The 25,391-nt window shown below is 39.5% G+C and carries 19 protein-coding genes and 6 tRNA genes; 14 read left to right on the top strand and 11 right to left on the bottom strand.

The features are described from left to right. Positions 1–25 precede the first annotated feature (25 nt). From F908_RS11595 to F908_RS11585, 3 genes are all read left to right on the top strand, one after another. On the top strand, positions 26–2,113 hold the full coding sequence (locus F908_RS11595) for a methyl-accepting chemotaxis protein (protein WP_005162015.1): 2,088 nt from the start codon (positions 26–28) through the stop codon (positions 2,111–2,113). 156 nt (positions 2,114–2,269) lie between these two features. Further along, positions 2,270–6,721 carry a hybrid sensor histidine kinase/response regulator gene (locus F908_RS11590; RefSeq protein ID WP_005162013.1) on the top strand — a complete coding sequence of 1,484 codons (4,452 nt, stop codon included), beginning with the start codon at positions 2,270–2,272 and terminating at the stop codon, positions 6,719–6,721. A gap of 11 nt (positions 6,722–6,732) precedes the next feature. After that, positions 6,733–7,188 (top strand): hypothetical protein, encoded by a 456-nt coding sequence (locus F908_RS11585; protein ID WP_004664651.1) that lies wholly within the window; start codon positions 6,733–6,735, stop codon positions 7,186–7,188. 50 nt (positions 7,189–7,238) lie between these two features. Here F908_RS11585 and dapE read toward each other — a convergent pair whose 3' ends face one another. The 3 genes from dapE to F908_RS11570 all read right to left on the bottom strand — a co-directional run bounded on the left by dapE (position 7,239) and on the right by F908_RS11570 (position 9,622). Further along, positions 7,239–8,372, bottom strand: a complete 1,134-nt coding sequence (gene dapE / locus F908_RS11580) for a succinyl-diaminopimelate desuccinylase (RefSeq protein ID WP_005162009.1) — start codon at positions 8,370–8,372, stop codon at positions 7,239–7,241. Between the two features lie 124 nt (positions 8,373–8,496). Beyond that, on the bottom strand, positions 8,497–8,640 hold the full coding sequence (locus tag F908_RS11575; RefSeq protein ID WP_017196706.1) for an entericidin A/B family lipoprotein: 144 nt from the start codon (positions 8,638–8,640) through the stop codon (positions 8,497–8,499). A 100-nt stretch (positions 8,641–8,740) separates the two neighbouring features. Beyond that, on the bottom strand, positions 8,741–9,622 hold the full coding sequence (locus F908_RS11570; protein ID WP_005162005.1) for a DUF1853 family protein: 882 nt from the start codon (positions 9,620–9,622) through the stop codon (positions 8,741–8,743). Between the two features lie 100 nt (positions 9,623–9,722). Here F908_RS11570 and F908_RS11565 point away from each other — a divergent pair, with 100 nt between their 5' ends. From F908_RS11565 to F908_RS11525, 9 genes are all read left to right on the top strand, one after another. Then, entirely contained in the window at positions 9,723–10,088 is a 366-nt protein-coding gene (locus F908_RS11565; protein WP_005162002.1) for a YbaN family protein, read from the top strand. A 387-nt stretch (positions 10,089–10,475) separates the two neighbouring features. Next, positions 10,476–10,982 (top strand): cell wall-recycling L,D-carboxypeptidase ElsL, encoded by a 507-nt coding sequence (elsL, locus tag F908_RS11560; protein ID WP_005161998.1) that lies wholly within the window; start codon positions 10,476–10,478, stop codon positions 10,980–10,982. Between the two features lie 166 nt (positions 10,983–11,148). Further along, a tRNA-Val gene (locus F908_RS11555) sits at positions 11,149–11,224 on the top strand. 23 nt (positions 11,225–11,247) lie between these two features. Then, positions 11,248–11,324, top strand: a tRNA-Asp gene (locus tag F908_RS11550). Between the two features lie 45 nt (positions 11,325–11,369). Next, a tRNA-Asp gene (locus F908_RS11545) sits at positions 11,370–11,446 on the top strand. A 103-nt stretch (positions 11,447–11,549) separates the two neighbouring features. Then, positions 11,550–11,625: transfer RNA gene (locus F908_RS11540), tRNA-Val, on the top strand. 38 nt (positions 11,626–11,663) lie between these two features. Next, positions 11,664–11,740, top strand: a tRNA-Asp gene (locus tag F908_RS11535). An 82-nt stretch (positions 11,741–11,822) separates the two neighbouring features. Further along, positions 11,823–11,898: transfer RNA gene (locus tag F908_RS11530), tRNA-Val, on the top strand. Between the two features lie 87 nt (positions 11,899–11,985). Continuing rightward, entirely contained in the window at positions 11,986–12,456 is a 471-nt protein-coding gene (locus tag F908_RS11525) for a DUF2750 domain-containing protein (protein ID WP_005161994.1), read from the top strand. Positions 12,457–12,487: 31 nt separating this feature from the next. Here F908_RS11525 and F908_RS11520 read toward each other — a convergent pair whose 3' ends face one another. The 7 genes from F908_RS11520 to yccS all read right to left on the bottom strand — a co-directional run bounded on the left by F908_RS11520 (position 12,488) and on the right by yccS (position 21,471). Next, the gene (locus tag F908_RS11520) at positions 12,488–13,273 is read right to left on the bottom strand and encodes a YdcF family protein (protein ID WP_005161991.1); all 786 of its coding nucleotides are present in this window, start codon (positions 13,271–13,273) and stop codon (positions 12,488–12,490) included. A gap of 139 nt (positions 13,274–13,412) precedes the next feature. Next, entirely contained in the window at positions 13,413–14,999 is a 1,587-nt protein-coding gene (gene tnpC, locus F908_RS11515; RefSeq protein WP_005159552.1) for an IS66 family transposase, read from the bottom strand. A 74-nt stretch (positions 15,000–15,073) separates the two neighbouring features. Then, positions 15,074–15,409 carry an IS66 family insertion sequence element accessory protein TnpB gene (gene tnpB / locus F908_RS11510; RefSeq protein WP_005157151.1) on the bottom strand — a complete coding sequence of 112 codons (336 nt, stop codon included), beginning with the start codon at positions 15,407–15,409 and terminating at the stop codon, positions 15,074–15,076. Next, the gene (tnpA, locus tag F908_RS11505; RefSeq protein ID WP_005157149.1) at positions 15,406–15,834 is read right to left on the bottom strand and encodes an IS66-like element accessory protein TnpA; all 429 of its coding nucleotides are present in this window, start codon (positions 15,832–15,834) and stop codon (positions 15,406–15,408) included. The genes tnpB and tnpA overlap by 4 nt, the downstream gene beginning before the upstream one ends. Positions 15,835–15,936: 102 nt before the next feature. Continuing rightward, positions 15,937–18,474 carry a PepSY domain-containing protein gene (locus F908_RS11500; protein WP_005161988.1) on the bottom strand — a complete coding sequence of 846 codons (2,538 nt, stop codon included), beginning with the start codon at positions 18,472–18,474 and terminating at the stop codon, positions 15,937–15,939. A 158-nt stretch (positions 18,475–18,632) separates the two neighbouring features. Then, entirely contained in the window at positions 18,633–19,217 is a 585-nt protein-coding gene (locus F908_RS11495) for a YcxB family protein (RefSeq protein WP_005161985.1), read from the bottom strand. Positions 19,218–19,296: 79 nt separating this feature from the next. Next, on the bottom strand, positions 19,297–21,471 hold the full coding sequence (gene yccS, locus F908_RS11490) for a YccS family putative transporter (RefSeq protein WP_005161982.1): 2,175 nt from the start codon (positions 21,469–21,471) through the stop codon (positions 19,297–19,299). Between the two features lie 142 nt (positions 21,472–21,613). Between yccS and F908_RS11485 the strand changes: the two genes are divergently transcribed. After that, positions 21,614–22,831, top strand: a complete 1,218-nt coding sequence (locus F908_RS11485) for a multidrug effflux MFS transporter (protein ID WP_005161979.1) — start codon at positions 21,614–21,616, stop codon at positions 22,829–22,831. A gap of 21 nt (positions 22,832–22,852) precedes the next feature. On the opposite strand, the gene F908_RS11480 is transcribed toward F908_RS11485, so the two are convergent. Beyond that, the gene (locus tag F908_RS11480; protein ID WP_005161976.1) at positions 22,853–23,560 is read right to left on the bottom strand and encodes a nitroreductase; all 708 of its coding nucleotides are present in this window, start codon (positions 23,558–23,560) and stop codon (positions 22,853–22,855) included. A gap of 422 nt (positions 23,561–23,982) precedes the next feature. Between F908_RS11480 and F908_RS11475 the strand changes: the two genes are divergently transcribed. Continuing rightward, the gene (locus tag F908_RS11475; protein WP_005161973.1) at positions 23,983–25,329 is read left to right on the top strand and encodes a DcaP family trimeric outer membrane transporter; all 1,347 of its coding nucleotides are present in this window, start codon (positions 23,983–23,985) and stop codon (positions 25,327–25,329) included. Positions 25,330–25,391: the final 62 nt, after the last annotated feature.

The raw sequence follows: 25,391 nt of genomic DNA, 5'->3' as shown, positions 1-25,391 counted from the left end.
ACGCGTATTCAGGGGAGAAGCTGACATGGGCTTTAAACTTAAAAAGAAAAATGGTAGTAGTGGTGATAGTACTGGTCTTAAGAGTGGTGGCGCATTTTTAGAGAATGCTCGAACGCAAATTGATCAGTTTTCTCGCTTATTTGGTGAAACTGAAAAGTCGAAACCAATTCTATACCGTGCGATTGGTGCTTTAGCTCTTGCAGTTATCCTCTTAATTTATTTATTCGTGAGTGTTCCTCGTCATAACCAGTTAACTCGTAGTTTGGGTGAGTTACGCTTGTTATCTCAGATGATTTCTCGTCAGGCAACTGAGGCAACGGCATCTGGTACACCTGAAGCAATGAAAAGTTTAGTTGAATCTAAAAAGCGTTTTGCTGAGAATTTAGAGACGGTTGAAAGTGTATATGGTACTGGTTCAGAGGAGTATAAAAAAGCAAATGCACTTTGGACGAGTGTTTCGAAGAACATTGAGTTAATTGCTTCACAACAAAAAGTCATCAATCAATTATACGATACAAATATCTCGATCAGTGAAACGATTCCTGAAATTCAGGCTGAATATAACTTGATGGTTGATCAGATGGTTCGTGAGAACATGCCAAGTAGTCAGGTAATTATCACGAAAAACCAAGTGTTTATTGCTGAACGTATTTTACGTTCGATTAACTCTGTTTTAGTTGGTACCGATAACTCAAACGTTTCGGCAAACGACTTTGGAGCGGATATTGATACCTTTGGTGTTTATTTAAATGCACAGTTAAATGGTAGTACAGAACTTGGTGTAGATCGTATTGCGTCTCCTGATTTACGTGAGTCTGTAGATAGTATTAAATCTGATTATGATGCAGTATTGAAATCAGCGGCAGCAACAGTATTACAAAACGCAAACCAAATTGTTCGCGTACGCCAAGCATCTTCGCAAATCTTTTCTCAATCTGATGCCTTATTAACGTCATTAAACGATTTATCTAATAAAGCAGAGGGTGGCTGGGGTAACGTTATTGCGGGTGTTGTATTAATTGGTGCGTTAGGTCTATTGATTTTCTCTGCACTACAATTACTTGCTTTACGTAGTAATACAGATAAAGAGCGTGTAACTCGTCTACAAGATGAATATGACCGTAACCAAAATGCAATTTTACGTTTACTAGATGAAATTGCCGACTTAGCAGATGGTGATTTACGTTCATATGCAACAGTATCAGAAGATTTTACTGGTGCGATTGCTGACTCGATTAACTTCGCGATCGATCAATTACGTGACCTTGTATCTCGAATCACTGAAACATCTCAAGAAGTTGCTCGTTATACTCAAGATACTCAAGATATTACCAACCAATTAGCAGAAGCTTCTGAACATCAGGCGCAAGAAATTGCAGGTGCATCAGCAGCGATGAACGAAATGGCATTGTCGATTGACCAAGTATCTTCGAATGCATCAGAGTCTGCTGAAGTAGCACAACGATCTGTACAAATTGCATCGAATGGGGCAGAAGTTGTAAACCGCTCGATCGAAGGTATGGATCACATTCGTGAACAAATTCAAGAAACTTCAAAGCGTATTAAACGTTTAGGTGAATCATCTCAAGAGATTGGTAACATCGTATCCCTAATTAACGATATTGCCGACCAAACCAACATCTTGGCATTAAACGCAGCGATTCAAGCATCTATGGCTGGTGAAGCAGGTCGTGGTTTCGCAGTCGTAGCTGACGAAGTACAACGTCTTGCAGAACGTTCTGCATCAGCAACGAAACAGATTGAAAGCTTAGTAAAAACCATTCAAACAGATACGAACGAAGCCGTTATTTCAATGGAACAAACGACGTCAGAAGTTGTTCGTGGTGCGAACTTGGCAAAAGATGCGGGTATTGCACTTGATGAGATTCAAACGGTATCTGGTGATTTGGCTAAATTAATTGCGAGCATTTCTGATGCAGCAAAACTTCAGTCTGCATCAGCAAGTCACATTGCAACAACGATGAATGTTGTACAAGAAATTACGTCACAAACGACGACAGCAACGTTTGATACAGCTCGTTCGGTTTCTGAATTGGCAAATATGGCTGAATCATTACGTGAATCTGTAACTGACTTTAAGCTACCTGAATAAGCAGCAAAGGGGAGGCAGAGCATATCTGTCCTTTCCCTTTTTTGAAGAGATGTAGAATATCTCTACAAGATGATGACTGACATGGAGCTACATCTTGTGTGATAGATACACGTAATTTTTAGCCACAATTAGTGGATAAAAACGAAAGAAGCCGCTATGAAAGAAATATTAAAAACGTTAGTTGAAACGATGACGCTTCCTGAAGATAGTTATCTTGAGCAAGATGCAGAAATTCTTGAAATTTTTATTGAAGAATTAGATGAAATCTTTGTTGAATTAGAGCCATTAATCGGTCAATGGATTGAACAGCCAAATCAACAAGATGTGCTCACAGATATTCGTCGACATTTCCATACCTTAAAAGGTTCTGGAAGGATGGTTGGCGCCAAATCTTCAGGTGAATTGGCGTGGACGGTTGAAGATACTTTAAATCGAGTACTTGCAGGGACAGTGTTGTTGAATTCAGATATTCAACATTATGTAAAAGCGGTTTTTAATATCTACCGCTTTAAACTTGTACATGATTTTAAATTGGTTCAAAAACATCAGATAGATTTAAAACCTTTGGTTTTATTAGGTCAGCAACTACAGCAGCAACTTAGTATAGAACCAGCGCTAGCTGAGTTATTACAATTATCGAATATGCTGAATGATAACGCTGAAACTGGTCTCGAATTGATATCCGTAAATGTGGATACTGTCGTAGAAGAGAAGACTGTTGATGTCGCAGATTCAGAATCTGTATTTATAGGTCATCCGCTAGATGATGAAGCGTTAATTAAAGAAACATTATCGATTTTCTTGGAAGAAGCAGAAGATCATTTGACTACGATCGATCAATTTTTACTAAATGATCGTCCGACAAATGATAATTATAATACGCTAATTCGAGCGCTTCATACTCTACGTGGCAGTTCTGCTATGGCGCATGTTGAGCATGTGTTTGAAGCAAGTTCGAAAGTTGAGAATTTATTCAAAACATTATTGCAAGAAGAGCTTGATTCAAGTTCTGATGAAACGGCACTTTTGACACACTATGCACAGTTTGTTCGTGACTATTTGCACACGTTGAAACACCAAGGTTCGCAACAGAAATTTGAAGAAATTTATAATACTTTCAATGTTGCATGGGATAGTTACGATTTCCAATTAGAAGAAAAACAAGGCGAATCTTTACGTCCACAAGGTTTAGTTTCACAATTACTAGAATTGAATATCAATGATCTTCTTGACGTTGAGTTTGATTTTGAGAAGCGTGCACGTACTGAATTTCCTCAATATATTCAACTGTTAAGTCAGCAAACTGAAACTTTATTAGAACATACCCATCATCATGCGACGATTGGTATGTATCAATATACAAGTTTGTTACGTTCTAGTTATCAAGATCTGTTATTTAAGCCAGATTTACTGAATCTTGATTATGCTTTTGAGCTGTATTATCAGGTACATCAACAGTTCATTCAATTGTTTGATACCTTGGCTGCAGGGCAGCGTGTGACTTTGACAAAGGCACATGAACTTATATTAAATGAATTGAGTTCATTTACACAGCAAAATATTGAGTTCTTGGAAGCGCCTGTAACTGAGCAAAAAGCAGGTTTGGTTGAAGCATCTATTACTGAATTTGAGCCGTCTAGTAATAAAGTTGATGTGAGTGATTTAGCTGCACAATTCGCTTTAGATAAACAAAGCTTGCAATCAAGTGATTCAAATCGTGACTTTGATCCAGACTTGTTAGATATCTTCCTTGAAGAAGCTGATGAGTTATTGGTTGGTATTGATGCTGATCTAAATACATGGACAGCTGATCAACAAAATGTAGGTGCATTGAAAAACTTGATGAGATATTTGCACACCTTAAAAGGTGGTTCAAATATGATTCAAGCAGGTCATATTGGTTTAATTGCACATGAATTGGAAACAATTTATGAGAAATTAATCAATCAGCAGTTACAACCGAACCCACAATTAATCGCAATCATTCGTGCAGTACAAGATGATATTGCAGATCGAATTCAAACTATTCGTGATAAACAAGTCGATTATCCAGCTACACACGTACTTCAGTTGCTTCAGCAAGCAGATCAATCTATTGATTTTACTTCGTCATCATCTGTTACTTTTGAGCCTGTAGCCGAAAATCATGTTGCCGCTGTGATCGAAACGGATGATCTCACGGACTTATCAATTGATGAATTCTCATTGGTCGAAGCTGAAGAAGTTCTAGAAGATACTTCAAATGCTGAAATTGTTCATGAAGTTGCTCTTGATGATGATGTTCGTTCTCTTGTTGAGCAAACATTCTTAGAAGAAGCAGAAGAACTACTTGAACAAGCCAAAGTTCTATTAAGACAATGGTTTGATCAACGTGGTAATCGTAGTTTGCTCTTACAGTTACAACGTAATGCCCACAGTTTAAAAGGTGGTGCACGTATGGCTGAGTTAGATGCAATTGCGATTGTTGCTTATCATCTCGAGAATGCATTTGAACAGTTTGGTGTACATCATTTCAATTCAAATGTTTACGATAATCTTCTCAATACAGCACTGGCTTGGTTGAGTGATGCGATTTTCAAACGTCAGTATGCAAACTTTGACGGCTTAAAGCAAAGTTTAGAGAATATGGAGTTTGTTGATGTTTCAGCACAACTTCCACAAAAGCTCTCAGCTAAAGATATTTTCACTCCAGAATATACAATGGAGTTTGTTCAAGGTGATGGTACAGAACCTCCATCAATGTTAGGTGAGTGGGAAACGACCGAACGTATTGAACAAAATAATGAGATGATTCGTGTCTCCGCTGACGTCATTGAGAAAATGATTGACTTGTCAGGTGAGAATGCGATTAACCGTTCGCGTATCGAAATGGACCTTGGTCAATTGGGCGGTACATTAACGGAGATGGAGCTTGCGATCAAACGTTTGGCAGATCAGTTACGCCGAATGGAAGGTGAGTTAGAAAGTCAAATTATCGCACGTCATGGTGGTGAGAACTCTCGCTATGCAGATTTCGACCCATTAGAGATGGACCAATATTCATCTTTAAATCAGTTGTCAAAATCTCTTGCGGAATCCGCGTCGGACTTGGTTGACTTTAAGACCACACTTTCTGAGAAGATCCGTGATACGGAAGGTTTGTTATTACAACAATCTCGTATTCAAGCAGAAATTCAAGAAAGTTTGATGCGTACCCGATTGGTACCTTTCTCTCGATTATTACCACGTTTACAACGTATTGTTCGTCAAACAGCATCGACTTTAAACCGACCAACAGAATTAATTGTTAACAATACTGAGGGTGAATTAGACCGTAGTATTTTGGAAAAATTGGTTGCGCCATTTGAACATATGTTGCGTAATGCGATTGACCACGGTATTGAAGACAGAGAGCAACGTTTACAAGCGAAGAAACCAGAAACTGGACATATCGCTTTAGATATTGGTCGTCAGGGTACTGATATTGTTGTGACATTTAGTGACGATGGTAAAGGTATCGATGTGAATCGCATTAAAGATAAAGCGATTCAAACAGGTTTAATGACTAAAGAGCAGAAACTTGACCATGAAGAAATTCTGCAATTTATCTTCCATCCAGGTTTTAGTACGGCTGCACAAGTTACACAAATTTCTGGGCGTGGTGTTGGTCTAGATGTTGTTCAGAGCGATATTAAAGCGCTTGGCGGTCATGTGAGCGTTAACTCTGTTTTAGGTAAAGGAACAACATTTACCATTCGAGTACCGACTACAGTAGCTGTAAGTGATGCCTTGATGGTAAAAGCAGGCGATCAACAGTTTGCCTTCCCACTTGCACAAATTGACCGTATTGTTCGTATTTCACCTGCGGCATTAGAACAATACTTTGAAAGTAAAGACGATTATTTCAAGATCGATCAAGAAAGTTATCGTTTACGTTATTTATCTGAATTTGTTGCTGGGCAGCCGATTCCTCGTTTAAATGGCGTTGTTCATTCATTGCCTGTATTGTTGGTTAAAGGTGCGCAGGGGCAAACAACAGCATTACTTGTTGATCAGTTAATTGGTTCTCGTGGACAAATTGTTGTAAAACCTATTGGACAACAGTTCTCAAGCATCGGGGTGATTGCTGGTGCGACGATTATGGGTGATGGTCAGGTATGTTTGATCTTAGACGGTCAAAATATTGCTCGACAAGCACAGTCTACAGCACGTAGTAAACAGGCTGATGAAACTTATACCAAGCAGCGCTATGATGAACGTCGCTTGATTATGATCGTCGATGACTCGGTAACTGTACGAAAGGTAACTTCGCGTCTATTAGAGCGTCAAGGTTATGATGTTGTGACTGCGAAAGATGGTGTGGATGCGATTGAGCAGCTTGAAACCATTAAGCCAGACTTGATGTTACTTGATATTGAAATGCCGCGTATGGACGGTTTCGAAGTAACAAACCTTGTTCGACATCATGAATTACATCGCGATTTACCAATTATCATGATTACATCACGTACGGGTGAAAAGCATCGTGAACGTGCTTTATCACTTGGTGTAAATCAATATATGGGTAAACCATTCCAAGAAGAAACACTCTTGGAAAATATTGAAAGTTTACTAACAGTGCGCTCATGAGGTAAAAATTAATGGTAAAAAAAAGCGCAAACTCAGGTTTGGGGCAAATTGACCAACAAGAGTTACAACATTTAATTACGGTATCAACAGGGTTTATTGATGCTTATATTATTAAATGTCATGAAAAAGTTCCAATGCTGCTACCGCAGAATATCGTGTTATCAGCGATGGATACACAAACCAATATTGATCATGTTGAATGGCATGATCTCAAACTTCCTATTTATGCTGTAAATGATCCAGCAAATAAAAATGGGGTAGCGTTGGTGGTTGAAGGTGATGATGTTTCAGAACGATTTGCTTTGGTTTGTAATGAAATGCCTGAATCCATTCGTTTACGTATTTCTGAAATTGTAGATGAAGAAAAAGACATTGATGACAATAACGTATTTAAATATGTCAAGATTGGGGAAAAACAGTTTTATGTCCCTCATCTACAAAATATTCAAACCCAACTAGGGTTATAAATAAAAAAGGAACTCAAAAGAGTTCCTTTTTTATTGCCTCAACTTGTATGTTAAGCAAGTAATTCAACTAAAATTTGCTCATAAATCTCAGCAAGTGGCTCTAAATCATCGACATTTACATGTTCATTGATTTGGTGAATTGTTGCATTTAATACGCCTAATTCTAGAACTTGAGCGCCCGTAGGTGCAATAAAGCGGCCATCTGAAGTTCCTCCACTTGTCGATAGAACAGTTTCAACACCAGTCACATTTTTGATCGCTGTTTTTGCAGCATTCACTAATTCACCAACAGGGGTGAGGAAAGGTAAACCTGATAGTGTCCACTGAATATCGTAAGTTAAATTATATTTATCCAAAGTCTCAAGTACGCGTTGTTTGAGAATTTCAGCTGTCACTTCAGTTGAGTAGCGAAAGTTAAAAGTAACTTTTAGTGTGCCTGGGATTACGTTGGTTGCACCTGTTCCAGCTTGTATATTTGAAATTTGGAAAGAGGTCGCAGGGAAATATTCATTGCCATTATCCCAAACAGTATCGCACAGTTCAGTTAAAGCCTTCGATGCTAAATGAATAGGATTTTCTGCTAAATGAGGGTAGGCCACATGTCCTTGTTTGCCATGAACAGTCAAAATCGCATTCAAAGAGCCACGACGACCATTTTTGACGATATCACCTAATTGATGTGTGCTCGATGGTTCGCCTACCAAGCACCAGTTCATTTTTTCGTTACGTGCTTCTAAAGTTTCAATGACCTTCACTGTCCCGTTGATTGAAGGACCTTCTTCATCAGATGTAATCAAAAATGCAATAGAACCTTTATGGTTCGGATGCTTCGCCACAAAACGTTCAGATGCAACCACCATTGCAGCCAGTGCTGTTTTCATATCTGCTGAACCACGACCATATAATTTACCGTCACGAATACTTGGTAAAAATGGATCTGAATTCCAAGCATCTAAATGGCCTGTAGGAACGACATCTGTATGACCTGCAAAACAAAAAACAGGTGCTGTAGTGCCTCTGCGTGCCCATAAGTTATCAACATCTTCAAAACGCATGTTTTCGATATTAAAGCCAATTTTTGCTAAACGCTCGGCCATAATATTTTGACAATCATGGTCAACAGGGGTGACAGAAGGTTGGCGTAGGAGCTGTAAACTAAGTTCAAGAGTGTCGGAATGGTTCATGCGAGATGTGGTTAAATCTGGTGAAATCTGAACCGATATAATAGGGGAATATGATAGAGAAAGGTATGCAAAAATAAACCTTATCTATGTTTAGATAAGGTTTTGCGAAGGGTGTTCACTAAAATTACATTTTATCCTGAGTTTTTTCAGCAGTTTGAGTAACTTTGTCACCCGCTTTAGATACATCCTGCCCAAAACCCTTAAATGTATTACAACCAGTTAAAACAAAAGCAGTCATGATTGAAGCAACTAAGATTTTTTTCATCATCTTCTCCGTTTAAATGTAATTATGATGTTCTTAGAGGCTAAGAAAAAAAGCAGAAAATAAACATAATGATTTGATAGTAGAAGTGTTATAAAATGTTACTTTATAAAAAATAATCTGATGAAGAAGATCTAATGAATAATAAAGAGGGTTGGCGAAACATATAAAAAGAGGGACTAGGTGTGTCATGATAATAAAGACCATTTGTCCACCATGTTGCATTTTTTGAGGATGCTTGCTGATTAGGACATAACCATTCATGACGTTGTAATCGATAGTAATCTGTTGTGGGAATATTAGTTCCCCATAATCCCAAACGTCGGGACGAGTTGACCCAGTTAGGGAGTGCCAACTGATTCAAATCAGTTGGCAAATATAATTGCCCTTTCATAACTGCAAATTTTCGTTGAATCTGATGATGATTTGCATCCGTAAACTGAAATTGACGTTGAGTGAAATGCTTCAATTTTCTTTGTAATGTGTCTTCTCGATTTAGCCCATACCATTGCGCTAAGGCTAAGTTACTTTCGCCTAGGTAATATTTTAGTGCAACTTCCCAATGTTCAATTTCTTGTGTGTCTTGATTTAAAATAAGGAAATCTAGTTCACCTAGCGTAATCGCTCCTGCAATTTTTTGAATGCTATGACCTAAAAGTTGATAGGGATGATACTCATCATCTAATAACCAAAACCAAAGTAAGTTCTCGAATCGTAGCCCAAGGCGAGTACTTTTGAGTTGAGCAAGAAAATCAATGAGGGCTTGCGGATGTTGATCAAGTTGCTTTAAGCGTTCTTCATAGCGTTCATAATGAGTTTGCCAGATTTGATCAGAATGGAGCTCAAAAGTATGCTTTATCACTAAATCTGGCGGGATTCGAGCTAAAATATTTGGACTGGCGATGCAAAAAGCCAAGTGACGTACTATAGGATTCTTAAACTGCAACCAAGGTTCAAAAAAAAGGGTCGTACTCATTAGGCTCGACATGCTGTTACTCAATCATGGAAATAATAAGTTAAGTTTAAGAAAGAGCAATAAAAACAATTTATACTAGCATGGTTGTAAACATGTGTTGGTTAATTACTCAATGAAAACATTGTTCTGGCGTAGTTTAGTTGTGATTTTTATTGTTTTAGGAATCATTGGAGCAATTTTACCAGGCATGCCAACTACTGTGTTTTTAATCCTTGCAGCATGGGCTGCATCGAAAGGATGGCCTGAAATGGATGCTTGGCTCTTGAATCATCCTAAATATGGACCGACCTTACGCAATTGGCGTGAACATGGGACAGTACCGCGTAAAGCAAAATGGATAGCCAGTATTATGATGCTAATGAGTGGTATTTTAATGCTGTTTACCAACGCACCATTCATTGTCAAAATTTTTACAGATCTCACTATGTTTATTGTTTCTGTGTGGTTGTGGTTAAGACCCGAGCCTGAGCGAGGATAAACAAAGCAACGCTTTGTCCGAGCGCAAGACGAGCAGCTATGCTGCGAGTGGCGAGTTAAGAAAAGCAACGCTTTGTCCGAGCGCAAGACGAGCAGCTATGCCGCGAGTGACGAGGATAAACAAACTTAAAGTTTTTCCTTAATGGCAAGACCTCGCACCAAATATGACCCATATGCCGTGAGTTACGTTGTTAAGAAAAGCAATCCTTAGCGCTGAGAATTGATTAAAACACTACTTTTGCTGATCTAAAACAGCATGTTTGATCTTACTATGCTGTTTTGTTTTTTATATTTAAAATCAATCAACAATCAAAACTACCGAAAAATACAAGAAAAAGCTTTGGGTGTATGTTGAAATATCTGTGTTCTATCATCTGTTGAGATAAAAATGACTTATACCCTTGATCAGGCAGACATCGTCATAGATTTAGCACAACAAATTCTACATTTGCCAAAGCACAATAAATTTTATGTGATCTCTTCTGGCAAGAATGGTATTGGTGAGCAAGAGAATAGCGGTAAGACGCCAAGAGGTTGGCATCAAGTCGCACAAAAGATTGGTGCAGACCTAAAGAAAAATACGGTCTTTATTGCACGTCAGCCGACAGGGGAAGTGTATAACCAACAACTCGCACAACAATTTCCACAAAGAGATTGGATTTTGTCACGAATTTTATGGTTGGATGGTTTAGAAGATGGATTCAATCATGGAAATGGTTGCGATACATTTAAACGATATATCTATATTCATGGCACGCCTGATACAGAACCGATGGGCATTCCGATGTCACATGGCTGTATTCGGATGAAGAATGATGAGATTATTGAGTTATTTGAGCTAATTTCTGAGCAGGCGCTGGTTTATATTTCAGAACATACTTTAGAAAATGAATGATGAAAATATGAATAAGTGCTTAAATAAAATACGAAAATCTTGATTTTTTCAATGAATTACTTATTTTTTAATCATTCGTACGCTTTTTTCAGAAAAGAATGGCAAAAGCGTTTGACAGGCTGTAAAGATTCTCTATAATGCACCTCACAAACGATGAAGACGTTAAGGGCGCTTAGCTCAGTTGGTAGAGCGTCTGCCTTACAAGCAGAATGTCGGCGGTTCGATCCCGTCAGCGCCCACCAAGCCTTTACGTTAAAACTCAAGTGCAGCGGTAGTTCAGTTGGTTAGAATATCGGCCTGTCACGCCGAGGGTCGCGGGTTCGAGCCCCGTCCGCTGCGCCACTTAAGTTTTAATATCGTTTTACCCTATAATTGCAAGATTATTGTGCAGCGGTAGTTCAGTTGGTTAGAATATCGGCCTGTCACGCCGAGGGTCGCGGGTTCGAGCCCCGTCCGCTGCGCCACTTTAAGATTGCAAGAATAGATAGAGTTAAGTAAATTAGAGTTTATATTCTTTGATACTTAAACAATATTTAAAGCATTGCTTTAAATTTGTTACCTCGCTCAGGGCGCTTAGCTCAGTTGGTAGAGCGTCTGCCTTACAAGCAGAATGTCGGCGGTTCGATCCCGTCAGCGCCCACCATAATTAGTGACATATACTTCTTAATAGAAGTAAGCAGTGCAGCGGTAGTTCAGTTGGTTAGAATATCGGCCTGTCACGCCGAGGGTCGCGGGTTCGAGCCCCGTCCGCTGCGCCATTCTCTTAATACCTTTTTTGAGAATGTTTGTTTTAACAAGTATACTTATACTTGATCTCTGATACGAGTTTACTCTCGCTCAGGGCGCTTAGCTCAGTTGGTAGAGCGTCTGCCTTACAAGCAGAATGTCGGCGGTTCGATCCCGTCAGCGCCCACCATAATTTCTCTTCTAGTTCAAATCCTTGTAATTTATATAGAATTGTTTTATTATTAGCGTCAATAATGATTCTAATATTGAATATTTTATGAAAAATCCATATCAACGCAAGGCTGCGTCGAAATCACAAACAACAAATTCTAGTTCCTCACCAAAAGATATTTATCGTCAATTTATTCAAAATATTATTATACAAAGGCAAGTTATTGCGCTTTATCATGATGGGTGGGCCTTATGTTCAACCCCATCTGGTCAACACGCATTATCGATTTGGCAAAATAAAGGTTTGGCAAAATTATTGATTAAAGATAATTGGGCTAAATACGAGATTCAGGAAGTATCACTGTGGGTTTTCATTGAAAAGATGATTCCTTTTTTAAAAGAAAATAATACGATTCTATCTTTAGACCTTACCCCAGAGGGTAACAATCTATTGGTTTCACCTGATACTTTTTTATTGGATGTAAAAAATTTCCTTTACCAAATTTATTTACAACGACCAGATGTATTTGCTGAGTTAAAGTTACCTTTGCCTAGAGATATTCGTCTACACAATTAAATGAGATAAATTGATTGGGGGACAACCCCAATCAATATTCATTCAGAAGCCAACCACTGGCATAAGCAAAGTATTCTCTTAACCATGCATTATAGCGTGTGGTCACTGGTGTCGTTGCGCCAAGCATAATGATATTACGATAGCCTTGTTTCTTTGCGATCGCGGCGGCGCGTAATGTGTGGAAATCGCTGGTTACAATCGCGATCGGTTGATGGATGTCAATCTGTTGTGTCTGTAATAAGTGTTGGCTATTTCTAAGATTCAGCTCCGTACTCGTGCTTTTATCTTCCAAGATGATCTGTGAGGCAGGAATATGATAGTGCTGCTGTACATAACGTGACATGACAATCGCTTCACTATCAGTTTCACCAAAATCAATACCACCTGTCATGACTAATTTGGCATGAGGTTGTGCTAAAGCTACAGGGGCAGCACGGTCTAAGCGTTTCGCCAATGTGGCAGAAGGTTGTCCATTTTCAACGCCACTGCCTAACACAATAATGGCTTTAACCGTAGGGATATTTTGAGTTTTGGTATTATTGTCTGAAATGTAATTAAAGAAATAGCCTAAGCTAACGACCCAAATCCAAAAGCACAACCAGCCGAAGCGCCAAATTGAATGCAGACGAAAATGATAGAAGAAGAAACGTTCGATATGATAATAGAAATAAGCATAGAGACAAAAAAATAGCCCAAGTAGTAGCGGTAGTACTGTTCCAATATGAATCTTTTTAAAGGCGATTAGAATAGCGCCATCTAAGAACAGAATTGAACCGATAAGGGCTAAAACAAGACGAACCCATGAACTTATTTGCATAATCTTAATTGTAGTCAATTTGAATCGTGCTCAGTGTATGCAAAATTCTAAGAAAGGCAAATTCTCTTATGTTTTGATGAAAAAAACGAGTGGCTGGCACTCGTTTTTAAAGTAAGCATCCAGTGAAGCCCACTTGAACTCAAGCAGGCTTCCAATTATGCGGCAGCAGCGCTTCGATATCTTTCATTTTATGTGTTGGCAGCCTTTTCAACACATCACTGAGATAGGCATACGGATCAAGACCATTCAGCTTGGCTGACTGGATTAAAGTCATGATGTTCGCTGCCCGTTGACCACTACGCAGTGATCCTGCAAATAGCCAGTTTTTTCTGCCTAATGCCCACGGACGCATCTGGTTTTCTATCCAATTATTGTCTATTGGCAAATTGCCATCATCCAGATAACGGCTTAAGGCAGACCAGCGTTTTAGGCTGTAATTGATTGCTTTCGCTGTAGGCGAACTCTTTGGTACTTTATCTTGATATTCTTTCAGCCAGACATACAGTTGACGCATGATCGGTTGACTGTCCTGCTGCCTTCGCTGGTGGCGTTGTTCGGCACTACAGTCTGGTATCTCTCGTAATTCTGCCTCAATTTGGTAAAGCTGTTGAATCAATTGCAGAGCTTGTTCGGCAATGAGACTTTTACCCGTCACATGCAGCTCATGGAATTTACGACGGGCATGGGCCATACAACCCACTTCAATCATCTGACCTGAGGCAAAACGTGCCTTATAACCACTATAATCATCACAGATCAGTTGACCTTGCCAGCCTTTTAGGAAATCTTCGGCATGTTGACCTGATCGACTCGGTTGAAAGTCATAGATCACCGCCTGAATAGAGTTGTACTGTGTGGTGGCATAGGCCCAGACATAACCTTTCTTGGGTTTCTTCTCGGCAATCTGCATCACGGTCACTGGTGTTTCATCTGCATGAATCACCTGTTGTTGTAATATGATCTGTTTTAAGGCTTCTGCTAGTGGTTCTAACTGTACACCACATTGACCAACCCATTCCGATAAGGTTGAGCAAGCAAGATCAACCCCGACACGCTGATAGATCAGACGTTGACGATATAAAGGTAAATGATCCGCATATTTTGAAACCAGCACATGGCTGAGCAATTCAGGTGTAGCAATGCCTTTATCAATCACATAAGCAGGCATCGGTTCTTGAATCAAGGTATCACACTGATCACAGACCCATTTGCCACGGATATGCTGTTCCTTGTAGAACTGTGCTGGTCTGAAATTGAGTTTCTCGCTCAGGTCTTCACCAATACGACGAAGCGTGCAGCCACAACTGCATTGTGTCGATGCAGGCTCATGCTCTATACGAATGATGGCTAGATGATCTGGCAGCGGTCGGCGTTTCGGTTTTATTGCTTTGGTTTCAGCCGATTTGGGTTGATCCGCATTCAGTCGTTCCAGTTCTAAATCAACGGCTGCGATATCTTCTTCAACTGCTTCATCTAACAAGCTGATTTGTTTGGCAGTGAGGTGTTCATTCTTCTGAGCAAATTTATGCCGTTTAAACAGCGCAAGTTCATGCTCGTATTTTTGTGTGAGTACAGATAGGTGCTGAACTTTGGCATCGAGGTGTTGATTGGATTGTTCGAGTTGTTGTTTATCTTCTACAAGTTGCTGATTCTGCATTGCCAACTGCTGGGTAAATTCCAGCAATTGTTCATGGGTCAGTTGGCTTAAATGAGGCAGCATATTCATGACCGCAGTATGCCTGAGATCAGGTTAGGGATGAAATAGGTCGTTTGGAGGATGGTAAAATAAAGGTATCTGGTTTAGATCATTGTGACCACGTGCTGTTGCCCAATTCTCTGCCAAGCTAAACCTTGAATTAATGCCTGTAATTGTTCCGCATTGATACTCATTGTTTCACCCTGATGAACCTGCGCCCAGTGGAACTTCCCTTGTTCCAATCGTCGGGCACACAGCCAAATCCCTAGACCATCATGTACCAACACTTTCATACGATGGCCTCGTTTATTACAGAACAGATAGGCGCAATGGGGTTTAACACCACCAAAGGCTTTCAGGACTTGAGCAAGTGCAGTATCTGTACCTGCTCGCATATCCATGGGTTGGGTAGAGAGCCAGATTTCATCAATGCGGATCATTTGATCAAACCTTGCAGCAGAAATAGTAATTCAGTTGTTGATTCCACAGGCCATTCGATTTCAATCATTTGATCTCTTTCGGAACCTGGTCCCTCATGCAGTGGAATCCTGATATGAGCAGGAGCTTTCTTCTCAGGCACAGGTGATGGAGATGTCTCTTGTTTGACTGGCATCGAGTGAACAATGACAGGAAGAAAGTCGGTCTGTGGGATAGGCAGGTTTTTTAATGGAGGGGGCATTGATTCGGACTGGCGAATCCATTTATGCAGTAGATTAGCATTGATCTGATGTTGCATTGCCACGTTAGCCACTGATGTGTCTGGCTGCTGGCATTGTTGAATAAGCTGATGTTTGAATTCGGCTGTGAAAGTTCGGCGAGGCTTTTTTTGCGTTGGTGCACTGTCTATAACTGTCTTTAAATCCATAAATAGGTGTCCACTTATTGGTTAGTGGACACTATCGGGGGATTGATCCACTAAAAATAGTGGTGATTCACTGGAGGCTTACTTTTTAAATATCAAAAGGGTTTAATAAACGTCTCGACGATAACGTCCAGCTTGTCTTAATTCATCTAGTTTTTCTTCGCTGAGAATATCTGTTAAAGCTTGATCGACTCCTGAAGCCATGCCTTCGATGCTGCCGCAGACATAAATCACCGCACCTTGATCAATCCATGTGATCAGTTCATCAGAATTGCTTCGCAAAATATCTTGTACATAGATGCGTTGTTCCTGATCACGAGAGAAGGCGAGGTCCAAACGTTGCAAGCTTCCCATATTCAACCATGCTTGAATGGTTTCTTGATAAAAGAAATCATGTTCGCGTTGACGTTCACCAAAGATTAGCCAGTTGGCAGTATAGTTTTGTCGATTACGTTGCTGTAATAAACTCATCAAGCCTGCAATGCCTGTGCCGTTACCGATACAGATAATTGGACGGTTATCGTCAATCAGATGGAAGGACTCATTGGTCCGAATACGCAGGGCAATGCTATGTTGCAATGGTGAAAATTCAGTGAGCCAACCTGAACCAAGACCAAGTTGATTCTGTTCATCATATTTTTGACGAACCACCAGTCTCAGGAATTGTTGCGAAGGAATACTGGCAATCGAATATTCACGTGTAGGTAGGGTGGGTAGTTGTTCGAGTAAATCTTCAAGTGTACTGAAAGGCTTGATTTCAACCCGTAGGTTTCTATTCCACAAGAGCTGTTCAATCTCTTGGTTCAATGATTCAACGACACTGTGTGTTGGAATCTGATACTTGATTAAGAAATCCTGAATGTCGGTTAAGCAATTGGCAGGCTGAATTTCTGCAATATCGCCAGCATGCCAAGTTATATCAGAAACGGAACGAAGTTCAATATTATAGGCTGCCTGTCCTAAGCTATTAGGGTTGAGCAATGTGCGTTCAGCGAGAGTCCACTGGTCAAACACTTTCTCTATATTCATGGCATGTAGTTCATGCTTAGTCACCACCGAAAGCGCTTGATTCCAGCGTTGAATATCATTGCTATTGGCATTATCTACTTCGATCAAGTCAAATAATGGTTGTGCCTTGCATTGTTTTAACCATGCATCAACGGCATAACCAAAGCTGCAATAGCTGTCAGGATATTCTCTTGATCCTAGTGCAAGCACTGCGTATTGCATATGAGCTAACTCTAGCTTTTGTTGCATCAGTTTTTTGCTAAAACTTGTTGCAAGATCAGGTGCTTCACCTGTGCCATATGTGCTGATTACAAATAAAACCTGTGATGCTTGTTGTAGGTCTTGTTCAGTCAGTTGCTGAACCGGTTTAACCATCGTTGGTTGTTGCGCTTCCTGCAAGCTGGTCGCAGTACGCCATGCTAGTTGTTCAGCTACACCTGTTTGCGTCGCATAAGTGATCAGCCAAGGCTTGGCATTTGGATCAACCTGCTGTGCGTTGAGTGATTGACGTGCCGCTTGGGTCAGCTTTTTCTGCTTGCGACGTTTTAGATACAACATCCAACCCGTTACAAAGAACAGAGGCATAGCCAATGATGCCAGCATGGCAATAAATTGATAAGTCGAACCAAAGAAGCTGCCGCGATGCACAGGCAGCATGCTGCTCATGATTTTTTCATTGAGCTTCTTGTCTTCATACAGTTCAAATTTTTCAAATTTATTGTCTTGATAGTTATAAATCGCTTGGTTACGTGCACGTTCATGTTGAGGAATGGCATCGACAAAAGAGAGTTCAACTTTGGCATCCGCATTTTTGGGAATATTCAGGGTTAAACTTGAGTATTCACGACCAATCTGGGCATTTACCCCAGTCCATGTTTGCGTCAAGATAGTATTAAGCTGTGCGTTTGTCAGCTTAGGTTGTTTATCTTTGCCATGTTCATTATTTTGTTGATTACGTTGTGGCTGTTCAACGCCCATGACCTTGAACATACCTGCACGCCACCAGTCATAAGACCAATATAAGCCAGTGCAAGCAAACAGTAGATAAAACACAATGACCCAAGTTCCCACCACTGCATGTAGGTCCCAAATAAAATTACGACCTTTTAGTTTTGGCTTAATAAACAACCATTGTTTAATACTATGTTTCTTTGGAAAGCGTAGATAGATGCCACTCAATACAAAGAAAATCAGCATCAGCGTAGAAGCACCTGTGATTTGCGCTCCAAATTCTCCAACGGTTAAATTGCGATGTAAACGCTGAATAAATTGTAAGGTATCACGACCTTTAATGTCAGGTAAGACTTCGGCTGTATATGGATTGACCATCATGTTATAACCACGACGTGCACCTTCTTTTTTAATATTGACGGTAGAAGATGCTGTTGGGTCGGCAGCAATAGTAATGCTGTTAATTTCAATTTCGGGTTGTTGCTGATTGAAATGTTGGTATAACTGGGCAGGGCTAAGTTTTGGTGTTTGAGCAGCCTCAACGACATAGCTATCTTGGTTGAGCCATTTTAAAATTTGCTGTTCATAAGAATAAATTGCACCGGTTACTCCCATTAAAGAAAGTATAAGCCCTGCAGTAATCCCTAAAAACCAATGGATTTGGAAGAAGACTTTTTTAGACATGGTCAAAAATGAAAAGATAATGAAATTTATATCAAAAATTATAACTCAAGAATACGAACATAATATGGATTTTGTAGGCAATATTGATTTTGATTCTCATTTGTTTTTTTGGGGTTGAAAAAACCTCTCATTTCGAGAGGTTTTTAGAATCATAGGCGTTAAATTGATTTTGGTGCGCCTACAACTTCATTTAAATGTTTACGTACCGTGTTAAAAGGGAAATTCTTAGAATCCATACGCTTAGGTAGGATGTAAGCACCTTGTTGTTGTTCGCCTTTTGGTGTTTTTACTTTAAAATTGACTAAAATAAACTCTGGAGAGTTGTACCATTCGTAAATGTCTTTCCAGCCAATGGTCGCAGTACCTTCTTGTAATCCAACTTTCTGGCGCATCACGATACCATGGGGTTGTACGCCTAAACGAAGACCTTTAATCTCTTGAACTGGAAACTCTGTCATTTTGCGTTTAACGTACCACTCAAGACCAAATTTTTTCACAAGATAAAAAAGGATCACAGCAATGATCACAACCCAACACAATACAGTTGAGTAGGTTGAATAATACTTAATCAGTCCTGCTGAAACTAATGAAAGCACCACAAGTGCAATCATAATCATCCATGCTTTTTTACTGAATTTATTGGTACTACGCCAAATCATCAGTTGAGCTTGACGTTGTTCAGCTTCAGAGACTTCGTAAGGAACAGGTTGTAGCGTATAAGCGTATAGCGTTTTGGCGGTCATAGTTTAAAAAATGAGTTTAGAACTAAGTTAAGTTTAACACCAATTGGCACTCAAAGATATTATGCCAATGGCGGATAAATTAAAGAGAAGCAAACTCAGTGCCATCTTCGTTCGGTTCGTGACTGAGACTTTGTTTGAGCATACTTAAACGGGTTAATATGCTAAGCATAAGTGAAAGCTGCTGTAAAATAATCAGAGATTTTTGATTGTTTTCATCATTGCGATTTAAATGCTCACGTATGGTTTGCATCATATTTTGTGCAGATAAATCAGGGACTTCATCTCTAAGCAGAGCACCTTGAATATCATCTAATGCTTGATCGAGCAGGGCTAGAACCTCTTGATCTTGAATTTGTTCGCGATGAGCTCCAAGTGCAGCGATATAACTTAAAAAAGTATGACTTAAGCATAGAAACTCAAAAGCCAAAGTTTTCTGAGTAGATTCAATATTGGGTTCTGTGGCAAGCGTGGAAATAAGAGAAGCAACTTCTGCATCAGTATTGTGCGCAGCACGCCGAACTACACGATAATTTAATGCATTATTACGACCTTGGTGATATTGCTCAATTACTTCTGCTAAGTAGGTACATTGGGCTTGTAAAGAACGTTGGATCGAGCGTGGTAGCCTGCGGAATTTCCAATCTGGCCAAATGAAACTGACCCCAAACCATGCCAAGGCACAGCCAATCAAGGTATCAATAAAGCGTGGGAATCCTGCTGCAAATGCAGAACCATCTAGATTAAAGTTAATTAAAGCGAGGATCGTAATAAAAGCTGTTGCTTGAGCATACTGTTTACTTCGAAGTTCTAAAAATAATACGCCACTAAGAACTAACATCACCAGTTGCCCTTCAACCGAAGGAATAAAATAGATGATGGTTAGCCCCACGATAATACCGATTAGGGTTCCCACAATTCGCAAATATAAGCGGCGTTTAGTAGCATTAAAGTTAGGTTGGCAAACAAACAATGCTGTGAGCAAAATCCAGTAACCGTAAGCAATATGGGTTACTTGAATAAAGACATAACCAATAAACAACACGATTGAAAGTCTAACCGCATGGCGAAATAACACAGACTCAGGGGTTAAATGTTGTTTAACACGGACTAGAATATCATTCCAACCTTTTAAATCATCATCTTTTAGTTGATTTTCTGCTTGTTGTGCATTGATTAATTTCAGATTTCTTTCCGTTTCTAAATTCTGTAATTGTGCATCAATCGATTTAAGATTTTGATAGAGTGCAAATAATGCATTGATGCGAACTTGATCGTAAAGTCCATCTTCTCTTAATTTGTCTAAGGAAACTCTTAAATTTTCAAAGCTGTGTTTAAAGCGTTTATTATGCACGTAAGGGGTACGGCTTAAAATTGATTGGGCTAAATCCTGACAGGCTTTACCCTGAATCGTGAGAATGCGTTGAAAACGGAATAAGATATCACTGTGTTGAAATACTTTCGCTAGCTTTTGATAATCAATATGTGCGGAGTCTGCACGTTCATGAATATCTTGTGCGACGAAATAGTATTGTAGACTGCGACGTGTATCTTTCTGGCCGCGGTCACCTTTTAAGCGAGTTAACAGTGACATTCGCATATCATTAAAAATCGCCACCAATTTGCCATTTTCTAATGCAATATCAATCATACTTTGTTGATAACTGGATGGAGTCATGTCCACATCAAATAAGTTTGATTTAGCAAATAAAAAACTACCTAAAGCATTATAGGATGCATAAAGTTGGTCTTGTACTTTTCGTACAGGGAAAAGCAAGAAACTGATTGTTGAAAGTAATCCATACCAAGCGGCTCCCAAAACTAAGAATGCTGGTTGTAAATACCATTGTTCAAATAAGTGTACACCGAGCATGGTATAGACAGAAATCACTAAACATCCGTAAGCGATAGTCGCATAACGCCGCCCCAAAGAACCTAATAAAATCCATCCAATACAGGAAACAATTAATCCAACTGCAAAAATAATTGGGTAGGGGAATAACAATTGAACCGATGCAGCTGTGATAAAAAATCCAATATAGGTATAAATCTGATTCTGAATACGGACAGAAAAGCGATCATCAATATCACTAATTGCTGCCGCAACAACGCCTAAAGTCAGTGGAATCGTCGCAAGTTGAAAATTTAAAAGATAAGGAACGAATGCTGTTCCTGCGAAAGCAATCAGCATACGTACGTTATACATTAACGTGGTGTTATAGGTGGTTTGTTTTAAACGTGCGAGCCAAGGATTCAATGGTTGTCCTTTTATATTCGGCAATCAATTTATGATCATGCCTGTTAACATTTTTCAGGTATCAGCAGACTCTAATATTATGCACAAATATGGTGAGGATGCTAAGCTTAGAAAAATAAATAAACTTGAAAAGTAGAGGATTATGCAGGTAGAACAATCGAATCAGCGTCAGTATTCAACAGCATGGATTTTGTTACTTGCTTTGTTGACAGCACTCGGTCCATTGTCTATTGATATGTATTTACCCGCATTGCCCCAAATGGCAAATGAGTTTGGGGTAAGTACCCAAATGATTGCAAATACATTACCTGCTTACTTTTTGGGTTTAGCCATAGGTCAATTAATTTATGGACCTGTGAGTGATCGTATTGGGCGCAAGCCTCCCTTATATTTTGGGCTTAGCCTTTATGTGATTGCAAGTTTGGCTTGTGCGTTTACGACAAATGAATGGGCTTTGATTGCTGCACGAATTTTTCAGGCTTTAGGTGGTTGTGTTGGTGTTGTGATTGCGAGAGCAGCTATACGTGATCGCTTAGACATGCAAGGTTCAGCTCAAGCCTTTTCAAGCATGATGATCGTAATGGGGCTTGCGCCTATTCTAGCCCCAATGTTTGGTGCATGGATTCTGACTTTTTTCCCATGGCAGGCTATTTTTCTGACGCTAGCAATGATTGGTGTGATCTGCTGGTTGTGTATACATTTCTTCTTTAAAGAATCATTAGCTATTGAACGCCGTTTAAAATTATCAACTTATCAAGTCACTACACTTTATGCTGCAATTCTAAAAGATGACAGCTTCAGATTGCCAATGTTTGCAGGTTGTTTAACTGGCGCAGCATTATTTTGTTATATCAGCTCTGCTTCAGCCGTTTTTATGGGGCAGTACGGACTGTCTCAGCAACAGTTTTCTTATGCATTTGCATTTAATGCAGCTGGAATTACGTTGATGTCCTCAATCAATAAGCACTTAAATACTCGAATGGGTATTTTTCAGCGGTTACGATTGGGTGGGTCGATTCAATGCTTTGGAGCAGTTGTTGTCATCAGTGCGGGGCTGATGGCGAATGCACCATTGTGGTTATTAATGTCTGGTCTTTTTTTAGTTGTGTCTGGTATTGGATTAACTGGTCCTAATGCAATGGCTTTGGCGATGTCTAAGCAGGGTGCGCGTGCTGGGACTGCGAGTGCGATTATGGGAAGTATGCAGTTTGCATGTGGTTTGTTAGGTGGTGTGATTTTAAATTTCTTGTTATGGAAAGCGAGCCTCAATATGGGCATTATGATGTTGATGTTTACTAGCGCAGGTTTGTTTGCAATTTTAAAAGTTGGAAAACAGCTACAAAACAGTACCTCTGCATAGAGATACTGTTATTTAAATAATTTACTGGTCTAAAAATACTGTAAAGTTTTCAACGGGTTCGCGGGGAGTAATGAAGGTGTTTACGATATGATCAGGATCAGCATAACCTAAGGCAACGGTACATACTAATTCTTCATCTTCTGGGGCATCTAATACCTCTAAAACGATGGGATGAAAATGATTCCATGCGGCTTGTGGGCAGGTATCTAAGCCACGTGCTTTGGCCGCAATCATTACATTTTGGATCATCATGGAAATATCCATTTTTGAACCAATTCCCATTGCTTTATTGACTGTAAAATAAAGTGCGACAGGCGCATCAAACAATTGATAGTTACGCAATTGTTGCGCCGCCATTTTTTCTTTTTCGCCTTTTTGAATACCTAGCAAACCATACAGTCCCCAACCATTTTCACGACGACGATCAATAAATGGTGAAATCCATGTTTCAGGGTAGTAGGCGAAAGTTTCTTGATATTGTTCAGCGAGTTCTGGTTGTTGAAAAAGTGCTTGTTGAGCAGCACAAACTCGCTCAATCATCTCGGCGCGTTTTTGGCCTGTCACCACATAAACTTTCCATGGTTGAGTGTTTGTACCTGATGGCGCACGAGCGGCAACATTTAAAATATCCTTGATTGTCTCTGTTGCAACAGGTGTATCTAAAAATGCACGTACAGAATGACGGGCTGTAATCGCATCATCCACGTAACGGATTTGTTCCATGTTCATCTTAAGGTTCCTAAGCTTATGGCTCTTTCTCATTTAATGAGACTATAAAGTAATAAGATAGATTTGAGGATGGATTTTTAGTCGTAGATTGAGATTTGAATAAAAAATAGTCGAGTAAAGATTAACGAGATGAGATTATCCATAAAATTTTTTAATTTGTTATCTTTATGTGAAAAAGAAATGTATTTGTAACGCAATGAAATAGAAATAGTATTTATTGATACACGCTGAAATCGTTATGATGATTGGAATAAAAAAATACACACAATAATCTAAATTTATGCATAATACGCCCTTTTCAAAAATCGATTAGGCTTTTCTAACCAAGAAGGTGAGGGAAGTTTTCTATGATAAGCATATTTATTTACCCAATTTTATGCTTATGAAAAATGTTGAAATATACACGAATACAGGAGCTTCTCATGAGTTTACCTCTCATCCGTAAGCCGTTCATAGTTCAGGGATTGGCGTTTACCATTGCTGTCTTCATGATGAACGATGCGCAGGCTGCTAGCGAACAAGAACAAATTCAACAACTTCGAGAGGAAGTAAAAGAATTAAGAGCTTTATTGGAACAATATGTTCCTCAGTCAAAACAAAAAAATAATGTACCGCAGTACGATACCCAGCGATCTACTACTGTTGCTTCAGTATCTACTCAAAATATTTCATCTAATACTCAGATCGCTGCTCAAAAATCGCCTTTGGGTTTTAATTCTGCTTCGGGTGCGCAAGTACAGCTATACGGTTTTTTACGTGGCGATGCCTCGTATCAGGCAAAAGGCGGCGATGCTATATTTAACCGAATCAATAAAGTTGATCTCGAAGGCAATGAAAAAAATAGTGATCGTTTTTATAGTACGGCAACAGTTACGCGATTAGGTCTTGATTTTAAAGCACCCATTCAAGAAGCAGATGTTGGTGGGAAATTAGAAATTGATTTTCGTGGTGGTAGTAATAACGATACGATTCGTATCCGTCATGCGTATATGACTTTAAACAATTGGTTATTTGGTCAAACCACATCTACGTTCTTGGCGACAGATTTACAGCCAGAAATGATTGATTTCAATTCTCCTTTAGGGATCGGTACTTATCGTACTCCGATGGTTCGCTATAGCGGAAAATTTAATCCAGACACCCGTTATATGCTTGCTTTAGAAAAAGGCAATGACGACAACCGAGCGCCAGCTTTAACCTCTAAGTTAAAATATGATTTTGATGATGGCAAAGGTACGGCTTCAGCCCGTGTTTTAGTAACAGAAGCGCGCAGCAGAGCGAGTTACGACAAGAATAATAATCAATTAACAGCTGATGATGCTGATCTCGGGTGGGGTATTGCGGTAGGAACTAAGTATAAATTTACTGATTCTTTACAAGCGATGATCGATTATTCGCATGTAAAAGGTGATAGTAAGTTTTTGCTCTATACCAATAGTGCTTTTAATGTAAATCCCAATAATTTTGAGTTGAATCTGAATGAGTTTGATGCACTCACCATTGGTACAACTTATCAAGTTAGCCCTAAATTGCGTAGCACTTTAGCGTATGGTGCAATGTTTGCAAAAGATAATAATCAGTTTGCACAACAAGCCTTTCCGGATACAACGCAGAACAAAACCTTACAACAAGGTTGGTGGAACATCATGTATTCACCAGTTACTCCGATTACGTTTGGTTTGGAATATATCTATGGCGAACGTAAAACCTTTAATGGTCTAAAAGGTAAGGATAACCGTGTAGGCGCAATGGCTCGCTACAACTTCTAGCCTAATCCTATAAACCTAATCATCCGTGGAAACCAATCACTTTATTTGGTTGAGTTCTTACA

Source organism: Acinetobacter sp. NIPH 284 (genome assembly GCF_000369425.1).
GTDB lineage: Bacteria > Pseudomonadota > Gammaproteobacteria > Pseudomonadales > Moraxellaceae > Acinetobacter.
This window is presented reverse-complemented; position numbering and strand designations above follow the sequence as displayed.

Excerpts from the sequence above, each read along its gene's own strand:
- F908_RS11595 (WP_005162015.1), top strand. The coding sequence starts at position 26 with ATGGGCTTTAAACTTAAAAAGAAAAATGGTAGTAGTGGTGATAGTACT.
- F908_RS11590 (WP_005162013.1), top strand. The coding sequence starts at position 2,270 with ATGAAAGAAATATTAAAAACGTTAGTTGAAACGATGACGCTTCCTGAA.
- F908_RS11585 (WP_004664651.1), top strand. The coding sequence starts at position 6,733 with ATGGTAAAAAAAAGCGCAAACTCAGGTTTGGGGCAAATTGACCAACAA.
- dapE (WP_005162009.1), bottom strand. The coding sequence starts at position 8,372 with ATGAACCATTCCGACACTCTTGAACTTAGTTTACAGCTCCTACGCCAA.
- F908_RS11575 (WP_017196706.1), bottom strand. The coding sequence starts at position 8,640 with ATGATGAAAAAAATCTTAGTTGCTTCAATCATGACTGCTTTTGTTTTA.
- F908_RS11570 (WP_005162005.1), bottom strand. The coding sequence starts at position 9,622 with ATGTCGAGCCTAATGAGTACGACCCTTTTTTTTGAACCTTGGTTGCAG.
- F908_RS11565 (WP_005162002.1), top strand. The coding sequence starts at position 9,723 with ATGAAAACATTGTTCTGGCGTAGTTTAGTTGTGATTTTTATTGTTTTA.
- elsL (WP_005161998.1), top strand. The coding sequence starts at position 10,476 with ATGACTTATACCCTTGATCAGGCAGACATCGTCATAGATTTAGCACAA.
- F908_RS11525 (WP_005161994.1), top strand. The coding sequence starts at position 11,986 with ATGAAAAATCCATATCAACGCAAGGCTGCGTCGAAATCACAAACAACA.
- F908_RS11520 (WP_005161991.1), bottom strand. The coding sequence starts at position 13,273 with ATGCAAATAAGTTCATGGGTTCGTCTTGTTTTAGCCCTTATCGGTTCA.
- tnpC (WP_005159552.1), bottom strand. The coding sequence starts at position 14,999 with ATGAATATGCTGCCTCATTTAAGCCAACTGACCCATGAACAATTGCTG.
- tnpB (WP_005157151.1), bottom strand. The coding sequence starts at position 15,409 with ATGATCCGCATTGATGAAATCTGGCTCTCTACCCAACCCATGGATATG.
- tnpA (WP_005157149.1), bottom strand. The coding sequence starts at position 15,834 with ATGGATTTAAAGACAGTTATAGACAGTGCACCAACGCAAAAAAAGCCT.
- F908_RS11500 (WP_005161988.1), bottom strand. The coding sequence starts at position 18,474 with ATGTCTAAAAAAGTCTTCTTCCAAATCCATTGGTTTTTAGGGATTACT.
- F908_RS11495 (WP_005161985.1), bottom strand. The coding sequence starts at position 19,217 with ATGACCGCCAAAACGCTATACGCTTATACGCTACAACCTGTTCCTTAC.
- F908_RS11485 (WP_005161979.1), top strand. The coding sequence starts at position 21,614 with ATGCAGGTAGAACAATCGAATCAGCGTCAGTATTCAACAGCATGGATT.
- F908_RS11480 (WP_005161976.1), bottom strand. The coding sequence starts at position 23,560 with ATGAACATGGAACAAATCCGTTACGTGGATGATGCGATTACAGCCCGT.
- F908_RS11475 (WP_005161973.1), top strand. The coding sequence starts at position 23,983 with ATGAGTTTACCTCTCATCCGTAAGCCGTTCATAGTTCAGGGATTGGCG.